Here is a 15,920-nt window from a genome sequence, read left to right as displayed (position 1 = left end):
GGAACTGTATTGAACGTGGCTATTCAGTCATCTAACAAAAGTAAAAGCCGTTAAGGAGAAATACAAAAGAATGTCAAAAATTGATTCCCATCAATTTTTAATATCGATAACCGTCCTATAATAAAGCCATCAACAGAAGGTAATTAAAGGAGGGAAATAAATGCTAAGGTTTGTATTGGGTAGGAAGAATCTAATTACGCTGATTAGTGGAATATTTATTGTACTTGGACTAATAAGCAATTTTGCTTTAGATAACACGATTTTATTTACTTGGTCATTCATTATCGCTTCCATCTTTGGAGCGGCGCCAATTGCCATTCAAGCATATCAAGCCTTAAAAGTAAAAGTTGTCAGCATTGATGTGTTAGTCACCATTGCCGTTATAGGAGCTTTTTTGATACAAAACTACGAAGAATCCGCAATTGTTACTTTCTTATTCCTATTCGGTTCTTTCCTGGAACAACGCACATTAAACAAAACAAGATCTGCCATCAAAGAACTTACAGAAATGGCACCAGAAAGTGCGTGGAAGCGAGTGGATAATGGCGAATTCGAAGAAGTGGATGTTGATGAGGTGGACGAAGGAGACATTTTGCTTGTTAAAACCGGGGCAAAAATTCCTGTTGATGGGACAGTTATAATCGGAGAAGGCCATGTCAATGAAGCTAGCATCACAGGTGAATCAGTACCAGTGAATAAAGCAATTGATTCTGAAGTTTTTGCAGGGACCATTTTGGAAAATGGAACAATTCAAATTCGGGCAGACCGGGTCGGAGAAGATACAACATTCGGTAAAATCATTGAATTGGTAGAAGAGGCTCAGGACTCCAAGTCAGAAGCAGAGCGATTCATCGACCGATTCTCCAAATATTATACTCCTGCAGTTCTAGTCCTGGCATTCATCGTTTGGCTATTCTCACGGAACATAGAACTGGCCATAACCATTTTGGTTTTAGGATGCCCTGGTGCGCTGGTTATTGGGGTACCCGTTTCAAATGTTGCGGGTATCGGAAATGGTGCGCGTAATGGCATACTCCTAAAAGGCAGTGAAGTTATCAATGATTTCAGCAGGGTGGATACAATGGTATTTGATAAAACAGGCACATTGACTGCAGGAACCCCTGAGGTAGCGGAAAGTGAATACTATGGAGAAAACAGCAAGGAACTGCTGGGATACCTGGCAAGTGTAGAACGTGAGTCAGATCACCCACTTGCAAAGGCTGTTATAAAAGACATCGGCGAGATTACTACCTATCCAGTAGAAGAAACAGAGGTGGTTAGAGGCAGCGGAATTGTCGCAAAGGTAAATGGCCGTCGCGTGGCAGTAGGAAATGTCACTTTAATGGAAAGAGAAAAAATTGAATTTAGCCAAAAAGCAAAATTAGATCTTAAGCGTTTTGAGGAAAATGGAAACTCTTTAGTCCTGACTGCAATCGATGGGAAAGTGGAAATCCTGATGGGCATTCGTGACCAAATCCGTGCAGGTGTGAGTGAAGAACTTCAAACATTTAAGGATTCAGGAGTGAAAAACCTCGTGGTCCTCTCGGGAGACAACCAAGGAACAGTTGATTTAGTTGCTCGTGAACTTAGGCTTACTGAAGCACATGGACATATGTTGCCAGAAGATAAATCCGCGTATATCAAAAAAATGCAAACAGAAGGACACATCGTTGCTTTTGTTGGTGATGGGGTCAACGACAGCCCTTCACTAGCCCTCGCAAATATCGGCATCGCAATGGGCAGCGGAACAGATGTTGCGATTGAAACATCTGACGTAGTCTTGATGAATTCCAACTTCAGTAACTTATCACATGCTTTAGGGTTAACAAAGGCAACTGCAAGCAACATGAAACAAAATATCGCTATTGCTGTAGGTGTGGTATTAGTTTTACTTGTTAGCGTATTCTTTAGTGAATGGATGAACATTTCCATCGGCATGTTGGTTCATGAAGCTAGTATCCTCGTAGTGATCGTGAACGGCATGAGATTGCTGAGATATCGATTGGGAGGAAAAAGGACTGTTGGAGAAGCCTAAATAGAAACGGCTGAACCTGCTTAAAAGGTATTGACCATATTTCAAGCTGTCTTACCGCAAAACTTGATTTCTATCAATTTTTTAAAAACGAAACAGGGCTATACTTGATTTGTGAAGAGAAGAACAACGAAGCCTCTATATTAAAGAAAGGAGAGATCAGCGTGCAAAAAGCAGTCATTCAATTAGAAACATTATCTTGTCCATCTTGTATGCAAAAAATTGAGAATGCTGTAAAAGGATTGAGGGGGATCAAACAAGAAAGTGTAACGGTATTATTCAATTCTAGTAAAGTGAAAGCAGATTTTGATTCAGAAACATTGATGATAGGAGATATTGAAAAAGCTATTGAAGAGTTGGGCTATCCGGTCATCAAATCAAAGGTAAAATCCTCATAAGGCGGATAACAAAATTCATTAAGGGAGTGGAACCCAATAATGTCAGAACAAGTGAGGACCTTTAGCGAGGTTGTCGTTGATTATTTTCCGAAGTTGGATTTATACTCTGGTGCGATCATCCGTGCCCATGGTAACAATCACCCGGAGGCTTTTGCAGTTCGTGCTCTATTTGAAGGAATGAATGAAAAAGTAAAAAAGGCTGGCACAAACAAACCCAACTTGGAAGCGGAGTTTACTCAGTTGCGCAACATTACAGATAACTACATGATTCCTGGAGATGTATGTGAAACGTATGCATGCAGCCGTAAATAATATGTTATCAGAGGCAGAAAGCTCTTATCATAAAAAAGAGAATAAGAGGGAGAAATAAATATTGAAAAGGCTATTGAAGGCCTGGGAAACCTGTGATTAACACAAAAGTAAAATCTGTATAAGCCGTATGCTGGATTGAAAATAGTAGTGTGAAAAAAGAGCGGGAGGATTGATTGTTAATCTTCTGCTCTTTTTGTATCTCATTTTCAACTTCTAATTGAGAAGATCGGATCAATCATATAATTTTCGGAGGAGAACAAAAAATGAAATTAAAAGGAGAGAGAGCCAAGAAGTAATGTAACCCCTTATCATAGAAAAAGTATTGCAATAGTCCATTTTTCCGATAGACGAATGAAGAAATTATAGTATATTTAAGTTGAAGAAAGTTTTTGAAAATAATAACAAAATAAAGTTAAAGAAAAAGGAGGTAGTTGGCATGAAGAATAAATTCGAGACGTTTAGCTCCTTAAAACGCACAATATATTTATGGATCATTCCCTGCCTCCTCGTTTCATTGTTATTAAATAACTTCTTGCAAAACTCGTCAGGCAACGAGCACATAGTCGGAACTGTAATCAACACTGTTCTTATCGTGTGGTTCAGTATTTCCTGGTTATTATTGTATAAAAATCAACTTCGCCTGGTTGAGTCTGTAAGTGTAATTATAGTAAGCCTTTACCATATAATTACGTTCTATGATGCAGTTAATAAAGTTATTTTAGAAGCCGGGGAAAACTCGCTTGGAGATTTCATCATTTGGATGCCAGTCATTATGATGTACATTTTTGTTTCGACTAGAAGGAAATATAGTTTGATAGTCGCATTTACAATTCTTGGGCTTACATTAATACCAGGCATACTAAACGCGGGTAAAATCTCGGCAGAGGCTATGGACTCGTTTATCCAATATTATGTTGCAACTATTGTTTATATAGTCATGCTTTATTTTACACAGTACCTTTTTGGTGTATATAAGGAACTGGCTGCGGCAAAACGGGATGCGTATACGGATTCCTTGACCGGGATAGCAAACCGCCATCAGATAGATACTTGGCTAGAAGGATGTATTGAGAATTGCTCTTATAGTAATAATGCTTTTTCTGTGGCATTTTTTGATATTGACCACTTCAAAGCTATTAACGATCGATATGGACATCATGTAGGGGATGAAGCGTTAAAGGAAATTGTCTCCTTAATTGAAAAGAATCTTGGTGCAGGTGAGCTTTTTGGAAGATGGGGAGGGGAAGAATTTATCGTGATCATTCAAAAACCTGAGAAGGAAGCGGTCATTCTTGCTGAAGGGCTGCGCAAAGTAATTGAAACTCATGAATTCAAGGTTGTTGGAAAGATTACCTCCAGCTTTGGGATTGCAGGATATAAAAAGGGCGATACGATTGTCAGTCTTTTGGACCGGGCTGATAAAGCTCTTTATACATCAAAACAACTTGGGAGAAATAAAGTTTATTTACATGAAGCACCGGCTGGATGAGCCGGTGCTTTTACTATGGTTTCTTACAGTCCTGATTGGGCAGGAACAGAATCTTCACGCAGGTAACGTGAGAATGTTTTTTTCCAGACGTGATAAGTAACCAGGAGAAGGATTGCTGCTCCGCTGATGGCCATTAACATCCATGCGGGAAGAATTTCAAATAGAACACCGAACAAAATAAGCCCTACCGGTGTCATCCCGCTTGCTCCAGTTTCCAATAGAGACATCACCCGTCCCCGAAGTTCATCCGGGGTTTTCTTCTGCAGCAGGACAAAGATAGGCATGTTTATGACCATCGATAAAGAAGAGCTAATTAGGACAAGGGCGATTAAGTATATGAATATGGCTGTGTTGGGTATGCCTGAAGCTACTGGGAGACTGGGAAGACCCATAAGTATTAATGCAATGGACATACCTGTTATACCGCTAAGGATCGCAAACTCTTTCTTCTTAATTTCCGGCCGGACAGACAAAATTAAAGCCATTAGGAGAGTCCCTACTGAAAACGAACCTTCGATAATTCCTAATTGATACGAGGGCATGTTGCGAACGACTAAGACCAAATAAGGCAGGGCAACTGGAAAGGCTGTAAACCAAAAATTCAGCCAAATTGCGAAAAAAATTAGATGCTTAATGAACGGTTCATTTCTAACATAGATAAAGCCTTCCTTTAAATCCTGAAAGAAACCAGTTCTTTCTGTTAAATCCTTTTTCTCGGCAAAGAGATTGTACCGGATAAACAAGCTGAGAATGCCTGAAATGGAAAAGGCAGCAATATTTATTGCCATGAAGGTAGTGATTGGCATAAAACCGAAAAAGGCACCGCCAAGAACCGGGCCGAGGATGGCGGACATGGAAGCGGCGGACTGGTTCAGTGACATTGCCTTTTGGATATTATCTGGACCAACCATATTAAAAATTGTGGATGTGACTGCATTGGAATAAAAGGTGTTTAATGTAGTAAGAATTGCTGAAGCTATATACAGCAGCCAAATATCCTGTGTAACAAAGGTAAAAAGGACAAGGATTATCCCTAGCCATATGGCACAGCCAAAGTCGCTAAAGATAATAATTTTCTTTCGGTCATACCGATCTGCTAGAGCCCCTGCAACAGGTGAGAGAAGAACCCTTGGAAGAGCCGACATTAACAATGTAATGGCAAAGTTGAGGCTTGAGCCGGTTTGTTCAAGAATATAAAGTCCAATTGCAAAGCCGTAAATTGAGGAGCCGAGAACCGCGACCATTTTAGCAGGTACGAAAAGAAATAAATTTCTTTTAACTGCTTGTTTCAAGATTATACTTCCTCTCCAGGTAATAGTTTTTTGAATACTAATGAAAGATCATAAGATGCTCTTCCGTTCTTATGAGCCACGGTTCTCTTTAGCCATTTTTCGAGAAGGGAGTCAAAATCGTCTTCGAACTCCTTCAATTCTTCTTCCGTAAATTCGAGGCTTATGCCTTTTGTGGTAACTCCCATTGGCTTCGTTCCTTCACTGCGCTCTTTTAAGTTAAAGTGTGTTGCTTTTGAGCGGTAGTATTTCTCGACAATCCCCTTATTTTCCTTAGTTTCTGTTAGGTCCAGAATCCCTCCCTTAAAAAGCTGCTGAATATGGTAGTGGATGCTCCCAGCTGTTTTTCCTAGTTCATCAGCAACCTGTTTAGCCGTCATTGCCTGCTCGCTTAAGAGATAGATAATTTTCACACGTAAAGGTGTTGATATTAGTTTCTGCTGTTCCAAGGTTATGTCCATAATCCTATATTCCAATTTTATTGCACTTCTTTCTAAAAAAGTATTTTGATTTAATTTTACTTTACGTTCTAAATAATTAGAATGCAACCTTTAATTGAAAAAAAAGGAATTTTATTTTCTATACATAGTAAATGACTATATAAATCAACCTACGGTAAGGAAATGATTTAAAAGGAGCAGGAAGGGGTAGAAATCCTCCTAAAGGCTCCATGCTTAAACATGGCAAGGATAGGGAATTTTAAGGTTGACACAACTTGATAATGAAAGTATACTTACTTACATAAAGTAACTAAATTATGAGAGGGGTACAAATATGGAACAGAAATTTCATACTTACCCAAATACGTTTATAGGCGGCGTTCACTTAAAGGTTGAAAATTTAGAACGATCCCTTGAATTTTATAAAAAAATAATTGGTTTTCAAGTATTGGAACAGTCCGATCGGCAAGCCGTACTTGGAGCTGGAGGCAATCAGCTTGTTACGTTGGAACAGCCTGATAATGTCATTCCAAAACAGTCACGGAGGAGCGGCCTGTATCATTATGCGATTCTTCTTCCTTCAAGGAAGGAATTAGGAAAGGTATTGCGGCATCTTCTAGAGATTCAATATCCAATAGGAGCAGGGGATCATCTTGTTTCCGAAGCATTATATTTAGATGATCCGGATGGAAATGGGATCGAGATTTATTCGGACCGCCCATCTTCAGGCTGGTCCTGGAATGGAAGTGAGGTTGAAATGGCCACGAAGCAAATTGATGCAGAAGGTATTCTGGCTGCTGCAGAAGGAGAAAAGTGGCAGGGAATGCCTTCAGGGACAATCATTGGGCATGTGCATCTTCATGTGGCGAATTTGCAGGAAACCAAAAAGTTTTACGGTGAGGGACTGGGATTTGATCTAGTAAGCAGATATCCACAGGCTTTGTTTATGTCAACCGGCGGTTATCATCATCATCTTGGGCTGAATACCTGGAATGGCGTAGGCGCGCCTGCACCTGATGAGAATAGTGTGGGACTTAAATACTTCACCTTACTTATGCCAGAGGAGCAAAGAGAGACTGTTGTTAAAAAACTCCATGTTCTCGGTGTGGCAATTGATGATAATTATATGGTAAAGGATCCTTCGGGTACAGCCGTTAAGCTGCAGACAATTTAATAATCACGATGACAGGAAGCACCAATGCGGCTTCCTGTCTTTTTTTCTATTACCAGAATGCAACTCGAAAGCATATGCCTAATCGGCCTTTTGTTCCCCCGATACGATAAGTCACCATCAATTTATTGCCCATTTCTTATTGAAAAAATAACCCTTCTTCCTAAGAAGAAGGGTCAGTCTCATCTAAATCTCTGTTTTTGAAATCTTTTTCTTTAATTATTTCAATATAGAGGATTTGGTGTCCATCAAGATCTGTTACTCTGAATGTATAACCTTCTTCCTTAATGAAGTCCCCGGTTTTGATATCATATGTATGGGAAAGAAACCAACCTCCCAACGTATCGATATCCTCATCAGAAATAGAAGTACCAAGTACATCATTAACATTTTCAATTAAAACTTTTCCACTCATAATATAATGTCCATTTTTAATTTTCCGTATTTCCGCTACCTCATCAGCATCAAATTCATCCCGGATTTCTCCAACAATTTCTTCAAGGATATCTTCAACCGTTACAATGCCAGCTGTTCCCCCATATTCATCAACAAGAATCGCCATATGAGTCCTCTCCTTCTGCAATTTAACAAGAAGATCATGAATTGGAATGGTTTCTATGACATGCATGATTGGCTTGAGGAAACTGCTAAGCGGTTTATCCAGTAAGGCCTCAGGCGTTAAATTGGCAGTCAGGATTTCTTTGATGTTTACCATACCGGCTATATTGTCCTTGTCCCCATTCACCACAGGGTAGCGTGTATATTTTTCACGTCGAATGGTTTCCAGGATGTCCGCCATGCTGTCATCAATAGCAAGTGTAACTATTTCAGTTCGAGGTACCATGATTTCCTTAGCAATACGGTTATCAAATTCAAATATCTTGTTAACATATGTTAATTCGGATTGGTTGATCTCACCCTGTTCAAAGCTTTCAGACAGGATGATGCGCAATTCTTCCTCAGAGTGGGCAAGTTCATGCTCTGAGGCTGGTTTAAGACCGAAAAGTCCAACAAGGAATCGTGCAGACCCATTTAAGGCCCAAATAATCGGGTACATGATTTTATAAAAAATAATAATTGGTTTTGATAACAGCAGAGTTACCTTTTCAGCCATCTGGATTGCAAAGGTCTTTGGTGCCAGCTCGCCAATTACCACGTGCAGGAAGGTAATGACTGAGAAAGCAATGGCAAATGAAAGGATTTCAGCAATATGTTCATTCATGTTGAGAGTATGGAAAATAGGTTTCAAAATCGCCTCTACAGTCGGTTCACCCAACCAGCCAAGTCCCAGAGCGGTAATGGTAATGCCAAGCTGGCATGCAGATAAGTATTCATCAAGGTGGGTAATGACGTGCTTAGCGGCTTTTGCGCCTTTTTTGTTCTCCTCAATTAGTTGATCAATCCTGGAACCTCTCACCTTCACGATTGCAAACTCAGTTACAACAAAAAATGCGGTCATAGCAATTAGAACAAATACAAGTAAAAGATTAATTAAAGTTGTTGTCACTATATGCCCCGAGAACCCTAGGGTCACACCTCCTGTATGATTTAACCAGCCCGGAAATAGCTGTTAGCTAAAAGTTTTCTGTTATATTATAAGCTAATTACAAACATTCAAGGCAAATAATCAAAACCAGTATTCCTTTTCCCCTGTTAGGATGGCGAAAAACATTGGAGGAAAATGCCGAAAATAAATCCTCAGAATTATCAAATTCCGACAAATTCAAATTGTCGAATGAGTTATGATTTTCTTGTAAAGTTATTTCAGAGAAATAACGGCATAAAAGGGACCGCTGGGGGATTCAGGGGGATATTTAATACAATATAGCTAAATTATACCAATGGTTATTTGTAAGGTTTTCCAGTATACTGTTTAGAAGGGTAAATTTACACATAGAAGAAGAGGGTTTAATATACATATATTAGTGCGGTGGTGCAGGGAGTTTAGCCAGCAAAGATGTTTCAGCTTCTGGCTTACTTTATAAGGGGGGAATCAATGGTGGAGATTTTTGAAATTAAAGATGAAATCAGACCGGATTGCCTACTGCACGACCAGGCATGTATTGAAGTAAAAGAAGAATACGATATTATGTCTGCCAGGCAGGAAGCCCGAAAAGCTGCAAAATCTCTGGGTTTCAGCCTCTTTGATCAATCGAGGGTTATAACACTTATTTCAGAACTCGCCCGCAACATATATAAGTATGCAGGATATGGGAGAATATATATTGATACTGTTGAAGAGAATGGCTTACGCGGTATCTCGATCCTTGCCATTGATGATGGCCCGGGAATAGTAAATGTTGAACGTGCTATGGAGCAAGGTTTTTCGACGTCTGGAAGCCTGGGGGCTGGCCTTCCTGCTATAAAGAGAATGGCGGATGAATTTTTAATCCAGACAGAACCCGGAAAAGGGACATGCATCAGAATTATTAAATGGTTAGATTAACAAAATTCCATGAAACATTTTTCTAATACCACACCTCGTCCATCCTTAAACGTAAGGATGGATATTTTTTTTAAAAAAAAGGTTTGTCAATGAATTTTGTTGAGGCTATAGCAATTTCGATTGGAGCGGAAGGTGCAAAAGCTCGTCCGAAGGTCCTCACTATCCTCAATTATGCTAACCTATAATTAAGTACGAAAATCATTCTTGGAAGCTCCCCTTGTAAAACCGCATTTTCTCCCGTGAAGTTCAATCCAAGAAGCTTATTCAAACGTCCTAACTCTAATACAACCCTAAAAAAATAAAAAAGCCCCTTCACTGAGGGGCGAGAAAATAAAATTATTATGCTTCTATGGTTTTCTTGGTGCTGCGAATTTCATTTAAATAAGCAGCTGCCTTTTCTTCATCGAACTGTTTTTCCCATTTTGACATAACAATGGCAGCAAGTGAATTACCAACCACATTGACGGCGGTACGAGCCATATCAAGGATTCTGTCGATACCAGCAATAAAAGCCAAACCTTCTACAGGCAGTCCGACTGTACCAAGGGTAGCAAGGAGAACAACAAATGAAACTCCAGGTACACCAGCAATACCTTTTGACGTAACCATCAAGACAAGAACAAGTGAAAGTTGCTGGCCCCAGGAAAGGTCAATGCCATACATCTGTGCAATGAAGATAGCGGCAAGAGCCTGATACAATGTGGAACCATCGAGATTGAATGAATAGCCTGTTGGGATAACAAATGAAGTAATGGCTTTCGGGCATCCGAATTTTTCCATTTTTTCCATTAGTTTCGGCAACACAGTTTCCGAGCTTGCAGTTGAGTATGCCAGAATAAGCTCGTCTTTTAAAATCACAAACAAATTAAAGATGTTGATGCCAAAAATCCGGGCAGTTAAACCAAGTACCACAACGACAAAGAATATCATCGTTCCATATGTTGTGAGGACAAGTTTGCTAAGTGGCACGAGTGAGCTGATACCAAATTGCGAAACCGTTACTCCAATTAACGCGAATACTCCGAATGGAGCGAATTTCATTATCTGGTTTGTCATATAAAACATGGCATCCGCAACACCCTGGAAGAAACTCAATACAGGTTTTCCTCTTTCACCAATTGCTGCAACACCAAGTCCAAACAGCACGGAGAAGAAGATAATAGCCAGCATGTCGCCCCTTGCCATGGCGTCAATAATATTAGTAGGTACAATGTTAATAAAGGTTTCAGCCATGCTGTGAGATTGTACTTCCTCTGTTGTGGACAAATAGCTCCCAATATCACCCTTTGTCAGGGAACCCATATCAATACCTAGCCCTGGTTTAAACAGGTTTGCGCTAAGCAGTCCAACCATGATGGCAATTGTTGTAATAATTTCAAAGTAAAGCAGTGATTTACCGCCAAGTTTTCCAAGTTTTTTTATATCACCAACACCTGCAACTCCAATAACAATGCTGGCGATGACAATTGGCACAACAATCATTTTTATAAGCCGAATAAAAATAGTTCCTATCGGCTGCAGCCATTCCTGAACGGAAGGATTGCCATAAAAAATAGCGCCAATGGCAATCCCGAGTGCAAGCCCAATCAGAATTTGCCATGCCAAACCAATTTTTCTCATATCTATCAAACTCCTTTAATTGGATTGGTTAAAAAACACATATCCTTCATTTTAATGAGACTCGTAGAATGTGTCAAAAGTAAATATTAACAATAAAAATCAGGAAACCCTATAAGAGTAGCACGAGAGAACGGATTAAACCATGTCTATTTAAGCACAGTTTGGGGTTGTAGGAATAAAAAAGTTTGGGCCAGACAGCAGAATGAGTTATCCGTGGTTTTTATGAAAACAACAGAGAGGTTGGAACATTAAAAAATCCTGCCAACCCGGGGGGCTGGCAGGATTCAGTAGGTTACCTTTTGTTAAAAGGATTATTTGGATCATTCGGGTTATGATTATTAGGATCTGTAAAGGCAGGTCCCTGATTAAGATTAGGTTTTCCTGGCTGATTGTGATTCCCTGGATATCCTGGCTGGTTTTGACTGCCATCGCGGGCAGGTGGTTTCACTACCGTTGTTTGTTCGAATTTTTGATCAAGACGGGCAAGGTATTTGGACGCAAATTCTCTTCCGCCTAAGCCAAATGCCAGACCAAATGCCAATGCCAGACCGCCAAGAATCAAAATGAAAGCGGCGTTAACGATGGAAGCTGCTACACCAAGCTGAGCCAGTGCCATGAAAACTGAAATGGCAATGACAGCGTATTTTGCCACTGAAGAGAGCATACCGTAATGAGGTCCCTGCAACATACTCGAAAGCAATCTTTTGAGAAGGTTGCCAACATACAGGCCTACAACAAGAATAATCAGGGCAGCAATAACATGTGGCAAGTAGCCAATAACGCCTGTTGCAAGTGTGACAAAGAAGTCTAGGCCTACTAAACTCAATGCTTCAACTACAAAAAGGAGAACAATGAAAACCTGGGCAACTGTTCCAACCGCTTTTGAAAGTGAAAGTGCGGACGTGGAGTTTTTGCCAATTCCAACTCCTTTTAAAAAGTTATTGAAGCCAACACGGTCAAGCAAGTCAGTGATGAATGTGTTTGCCCAGCGGCCAAGCCAGAAACCAATGAGTACCATTATAATGCCTACAATTATATTTGGTATCATCGTTAAAACATCATTCAGCATATTGATGGCAGGGCCTGATATTCCATTAAGATCAAGGCGTTCTAGGGCTGTGATAAATGTTGGGATAAGAATAAGAACAAAAACAATTGTTCCAATTACCGATGATAGGCTTGTCCCTTCAAAAAGTCTTCTTGCCCCGAAACGGTCAACCAGTTTTTCAAGCCCCAATCCTAGAAGCAGATTGGTTACAATATCGCGGACAATTTTTGCGATAAACCAGCCGACGAGGACAATAAGAGCTGCAGCGAACAGTTTTGGCAGGAAAGCTAGGATACTGCCAAGCATGTTTGAGAATGGTTCTGAAATGCCTCTTATGTCAAGGGCTGCCAAAACACCTGGCAAGAACACGAGCAGAACGAGATAAAATACAATTTTAGCTATTCGGTCTGCCAGCTGGCCAGGATCTTCACTGTCCTTTGTAATATTTAACTTTTGCGAAAGCTGGTGGACTCTTAATGTACGGCCACCTTTTTTAATTAAATAACTTAGTCCTGAGGCAACAAGCCAGCCTGCAGCTAGAATAAGAGCTGCTTTTAGAATGCTTGGGATAGCAGATGTGATGGCTGACATCATGCTTACTAGTGGTCCAGCAATGATGTTCAGGTCAAGTATATTAAAGAAAAGAATAAATACGAATACCAGCAGGATATAATACACAATTTTGCTGATAATCTTCTCGGACGAGAATTTCCTGTCCTTTACATGAGAGAACAGGCGATTATCGAGATTTGATTTTTGAAGAGCTTTGTAAACCCCTTTTTCTATAGCCTTAGCAAGTAACCAGCCAATTAAAAGGACTGCTAAAGCAATTAGAAGATCTGGAAGCTTATAAGTAAATTGCTCCCATCCTCCCCATACGTCATTATTAGTTCTCAATATAGACCACTCCTTCTAGTATATCTTGATTTCAAGCTATTCCTGATTTACCCGGGTTTTTCATTCTTAAACGGGTGTGAAGGTTTAACAATTTTTCAGTAAGGTTTATGAAGTGGTGGGGATATGGGTATGAAGAAGTAAATTAGAATGGCAGTGGAAGAAGGAGTGACCAGGCATGGCCAGGTACAATCGAGGTCTTTTAATATACAACGGAAATGCTGGACAGAAAGATATCGAGAAAAGCCTTGGAGAATGTATTCCGGTATTAAGCAGGGAAATCAATGAATTGATTCTGTTAAAGACGTCAGAGCCCGGTCATGCAGAGCGGTTCTGCATGGAGTACGGGGAAACTGCTGAAATAGTCATTGTCCTTGGAGGGGATGGTACAGTCCATGATTCCATAAATGGCCTGGCTCGTTTGGAAAAAAGGCCAATACTTGCTATTTTACCCGGAGGGACCTGTAATGATTTCAGCAGGACACTCAATATGCCTCAAACTATTCGACAAGCCGCTGAAATGATTATTACAGGCATTGAGGTTCCTATTGATGTAATGGAAATCAATGGCCACTTTGCCTTGAACTTTTGGGGGACGGGCCTGGTCACAGAAGCTTCCAATAATATAAAGGAATCAGAAAAACAGTGGTTTGGCAAAGTCAGTTATTATCTCAGTGCTTTACGGACAATGAGGCAAATGGAGACGTTCAGCTATCAAATTGATTGCGAGGGTGAAATCATGGAAGGCGAGGCTGTCATGATTTTGGTTGCGAATGGAAGATTTATTGGAACCAATCAACTTCCATTCTCCAATATCCATGCTAATGATGGCCAGGCCAATGTGTTTATTATTAAAAATACCAATTTGGGGTTAATAAAAGAAATTTTAACGTCGGATGTCACTGCCGGGGACGACGATGCTTCAGGTGAGGTCATTCATTGTATGGGGAGTGAATTAAAAATCTCAACAGATCAAGTGATGGAAGCGGACACCGACGGGGAGGTATATCTAAAAACGCCTGCTATGGTGAGGGTGCTAAAGCATCATATTCTTGCACTTATTCCTAAGGACGATAGTGTAATGTATTAGGCAAATGATATATCTTTCAAGATTATTTTATCCCGCTTATAAGACTGGGATTTAGTAAGGATAATCAAATTAGTATGTGAAAATAAAAGGAGGCCTTCGATTTTTGAAGGTCTCCGATTATCCATTCATGTAAGTTGATGAAGAAATAAAGTAGCAATCCCAAAATATGTGATAAGCGAGAAAATATCATTCAAGGTCGTAATCAAAGGCCCGGAAGCTACAGCCGGGTCAATATTTATATGATACAGTATGATCGGAATAATTGTTCCGGCAAGTGTTCCGATAATTAGAGTTAAAAATAGAGAGCTGCCCACTACAATACCAAGTACATAGTTATCCTGCCAAATGAATGCAATAATCGCTATTAAAATCGAACAGATTAGCCCGATAATAAGCCCAACGCCTAATTCACGGACGATTAATTTTGAAATTACTTTCTTGTCAATTTCATTAGTACTTAACCCACGGACTACAACTGCAAGCGATTGGGTGCCGGTATTCCCTGTCATCCCGGATATCATCGGCATGAAAAAGGCGAGGGCAACAACTTGCTGAAGTGTTTCAGAATACGAGCTGATAATTCGTCCGGATACAAGCCCAATAAACAAAAGGAGGATTAGCCAAGGGAGCCTTCGGTAAGCAGCTATAAAAGCCTTTGTATCAAAGTCAATTGATTTCCCAGAAGCAGACAGCTTTTCAATATCCTCGTTTGCCTCCTGAATGACAACGTCGATGATATCGTCGACAGTAACAATCCCAACGAGGACTTTCTCAGCATTTACAACCGGAATAGCCATAAAGTCATACCGCTCAATCATCCGTGCTACTTCCTCCTGGTCTGTTTCGGCGGAAACAGAAATGACGCGTTCGAACATAATGTTATTTATAATTTCATTGGAATCGGCAATCAACAGGTCCCGGTATGAAACAACTCCGACCAGTCGCCTCTGTTCATCAATTACATATAAATAATTAATGGTTTCGGCAAAGTCGGCGAAGGATTTCAATTTTCCGACCGCTTCTCGGACAGTATAATAATTCCGGATCCAGACAAATCGATTGGTCATAAGACGGCCAGCGGTTTCTGGAGGGTAATTCATGATGTCCAGAACGATTTTTGACTCTTCTTTTTTCATCCCTGAGAGAAGGGCGGAAATTCTTTCAGGAGACAGCTCTTCAAGAAGGGAGGCAAGATCATCATTATCCATCAAATCAAGAACTTTCCCTGTTTTTTCAATCCCCAATCTGTTAAGGACATCATGCTGTTCTTCAGTATCAAGCTCTTCAAGCAAATCAGCAAGAAGGTGTGGATTCAGATATAGGAGGAAGCGGGTCTTGTGCTTTTCAGGAAAGTCTTCAAAAAGCCTGGCCACATCGTACGGCTGGAGCTCATCGAGAATTGACTCGAATTCTTTTCTTTTGTTTTCTTTGATGGCTTTAATAACCAGAAGGGTAATCTGGTCTTTCGACATGTTTTGAATCATATGCCCACACTCCTTTCCTGTGGCGGTTGCCATGTTCATTATATGAGAATAACCGTTAATTTGAAATAAAAGAGAATAACTTTTTTGTGTAGGGTACTTTTATGCAATTCTTTAATTGTAAGGTGTTCGTATATATAGCAGTGTACGCTATATATGTAAAAGTTAGAGACATGAAAGATAAAGCTGAAAACGAAATTTGTGGATTAG

The 15,920-nt window shown here is 40.1% G+C and carries 13 protein-coding genes; 7 read left to right on the top strand and 6 right to left on the bottom strand.

Annotated elements, in window-relative coordinates:
• Positions 1-160 precede the first annotated feature (160 nt).
• The 4 genes from AM500_RS24650 (at position 161) to AM500_RS24635 (ending at position 4,231) form a co-directional block, all read left to right on the top strand.
• Entirely contained in the window at positions 161-2,035 is a 1,875-nt protein-coding gene (locus AM500_RS24650) for a heavy metal translocating P-type ATPase (RefSeq protein ID WP_053601566.1), read from the top strand.
• 161 nt (positions 2,036-2,196) lie between these two features.
• Positions 2,197-2,430: a heavy-metal-associated domain-containing protein gene (locus AM500_RS24645; RefSeq protein ID WP_053601565.1), complete on the top strand. Its 234-nt coding sequence runs from the start codon at positions 2,197-2,199 to the stop codon at positions 2,428-2,430.
• 39 nt (positions 2,431-2,469) lie between these two features.
• On the top strand, positions 2,470-2,742 hold the full coding sequence (locus tag AM500_RS24640) for an iron-sulfur cluster repair di-iron protein, ric (RefSeq protein WP_197282648.1): 273 nt from the start codon (positions 2,470-2,472) through the stop codon (positions 2,740-2,742).
• A 436-nt stretch (positions 2,743-3,178) separates the two neighbouring features.
• Positions 3,179-4,231 carry a GGDEF domain-containing protein gene (locus AM500_RS24635; RefSeq protein ID WP_053601564.1) on the top strand — a complete coding sequence of 351 codons (1,053 nt, stop codon included), beginning with the start codon at positions 3,179-3,181 and terminating at the stop codon, positions 4,229-4,231.
• Between the two features lie 23 nt (positions 4,232-4,254).
• Here the strand turns inward: AM500_RS24635 and AM500_RS24630 are convergent, their stop codons facing one another.
• Together AM500_RS24630 and AM500_RS24625 are read right to left on the bottom strand one after the other, a co-directional pair.
• The gene (locus AM500_RS24630) at positions 4,255-5,523 is read right to left on the bottom strand and encodes an MFS transporter (protein ID WP_053601563.1); all 1,269 of its coding nucleotides are present in this window, start codon (positions 5,521-5,523) and stop codon (positions 4,255-4,257) included.
• Between the two features lie 2 nt (positions 5,524-5,525).
• Positions 5,526-5,981: a winged helix-turn-helix domain-containing protein gene (locus AM500_RS24625; protein WP_053601562.1), complete on the bottom strand. Its 456-nt coding sequence runs from the start codon at positions 5,979-5,981 to the stop codon at positions 5,526-5,528.
• Positions 5,982-6,294: 313 nt separating this feature from the next.
• Between AM500_RS24625 and AM500_RS24620 the strand changes: the two genes are divergently transcribed.
• Positions 6,295-7,134: a VOC family protein gene (locus tag AM500_RS24620; RefSeq protein ID WP_053601561.1), complete on the top strand. Its 840-nt coding sequence runs from the start codon at positions 6,295-6,297 to the stop codon at positions 7,132-7,134.
• A 160-nt stretch (positions 7,135-7,294) separates the two neighbouring features.
• Here the strand turns inward: AM500_RS24620 and AM500_RS24615 are convergent, their stop codons facing one another.
• Entirely contained in the window at positions 7,295-8,638 is a 1,344-nt protein-coding gene (locus tag AM500_RS24615) for a hemolysin family protein (protein WP_269432542.1), read from the bottom strand.
• 537 nt (positions 8,639-9,175) lie between these two features.
• Between AM500_RS24615 and AM500_RS24610 the strand changes: the two genes are divergently transcribed.
• Complete coding sequence (locus AM500_RS24610) at positions 9,176-9,577, top strand: anti-sigma regulatory factor (protein WP_053601874.1); 402 nt, start codon at positions 9,176-9,178, stop codon at positions 9,575-9,577.
• 339 nt (positions 9,578-9,916) lie between these two features.
• Here AM500_RS24610 and gltP read toward each other — a convergent pair whose 3' ends face one another.
• Together gltP and AM500_RS24600 are read right to left on the bottom strand one after the other, a co-directional pair.
• On the bottom strand, positions 9,917-11,197 hold the full coding sequence (gltP, locus tag AM500_RS24605) for a glutamate/aspartate:proton symporter GltP (protein WP_053601560.1): 1,281 nt from the start codon (positions 11,195-11,197) through the stop codon (positions 9,917-9,919).
• 292 nt (positions 11,198-11,489) lie between these two features.
• Complete coding sequence (locus AM500_RS24600; RefSeq protein ID WP_053601559.1) at positions 11,490-13,142, bottom strand: mechanosensitive ion channel; 1,653 nt, start codon at positions 13,140-13,142, stop codon at positions 11,490-11,492.
• Positions 13,143-13,317: 175 nt separating this feature from the next.
• Between AM500_RS24600 and AM500_RS24595 the strand changes: the two genes are divergently transcribed.
• Positions 13,318-14,229 (top strand): diacylglycerol/lipid kinase family protein, encoded by a 912-nt coding sequence (locus AM500_RS24595; RefSeq protein WP_053601558.1) that lies wholly within the window; start codon positions 13,318-13,320, stop codon positions 14,227-14,229.
• Positions 14,230-14,354: 125 nt separating this feature from the next.
• Here the strand turns inward: AM500_RS24595 and mgtE are convergent, their stop codons facing one another.
• Entirely contained in the window at positions 14,355-15,713 is a 1,359-nt protein-coding gene (gene mgtE, locus AM500_RS24590; protein ID WP_053601557.1) for a magnesium transporter, read from the bottom strand.
• Positions 15,714-15,920: the final 207 nt, after the last annotated feature.

Origin of the sequence: Bacillus sp. FJAT-18017 (assembly GCF_001278805.1) — a bacterium.
Taxonomy (GTDB): Bacteria; Bacillota; Bacilli; order Bacillales; family Cytobacillaceae; genus Bacillus_D.
This window is presented reverse-complemented; position numbering and strand designations above follow the sequence as displayed.

Bases quoted from the DNA above. Each gene is read 5' to 3' on its own strand.
- AM500_RS24640 (WP_197282648.1), top strand. From the start codon at position 2,470: ATGTCAGAACAAGTGAGGACCTTTAGCGAGGTTGTCGTTGATTATTTT.
- AM500_RS24635 (WP_053601564.1), top strand. From the start codon at position 3,179: ATGAAGAATAAATTCGAGACGTTTAGCTCCTTAAAACGCACAATATAT.
- AM500_RS24620 (WP_053601561.1), top strand. From the start codon at position 6,295: ATGGAACAGAAATTTCATACTTACCCAAATACGTTTATAGGCGGCGTT.
- AM500_RS24595 (WP_053601558.1), top strand. From the start codon at position 13,318: ATGGCCAGGTACAATCGAGGTCTTTTAATATACAACGGAAATGCTGGA.
- AM500_RS24625 (WP_053601562.1), bottom strand. From the start codon at position 5,981: ATGGACATAACCTTGGAACAGCAGAAACTAATATCAACACCTTTACGT.
- gltP (WP_053601560.1), bottom strand. From the start codon at position 11,197: ATGAGAAAAATTGGTTTGGCATGGCAAATTCTGATTGGGCTTGCACTC.
- AM500_RS24650 (WP_053601566.1), top strand. From the start codon at position 161: ATGCTAAGGTTTGTATTGGGTAGGAAGAATCTAATTACGCTGATTAGT.
- mgtE (WP_053601557.1), bottom strand. From the start codon at position 15,713: ATGATTCAAAACATGTCGAAAGACCAGATTACCCTTCTGGTTATTAAA.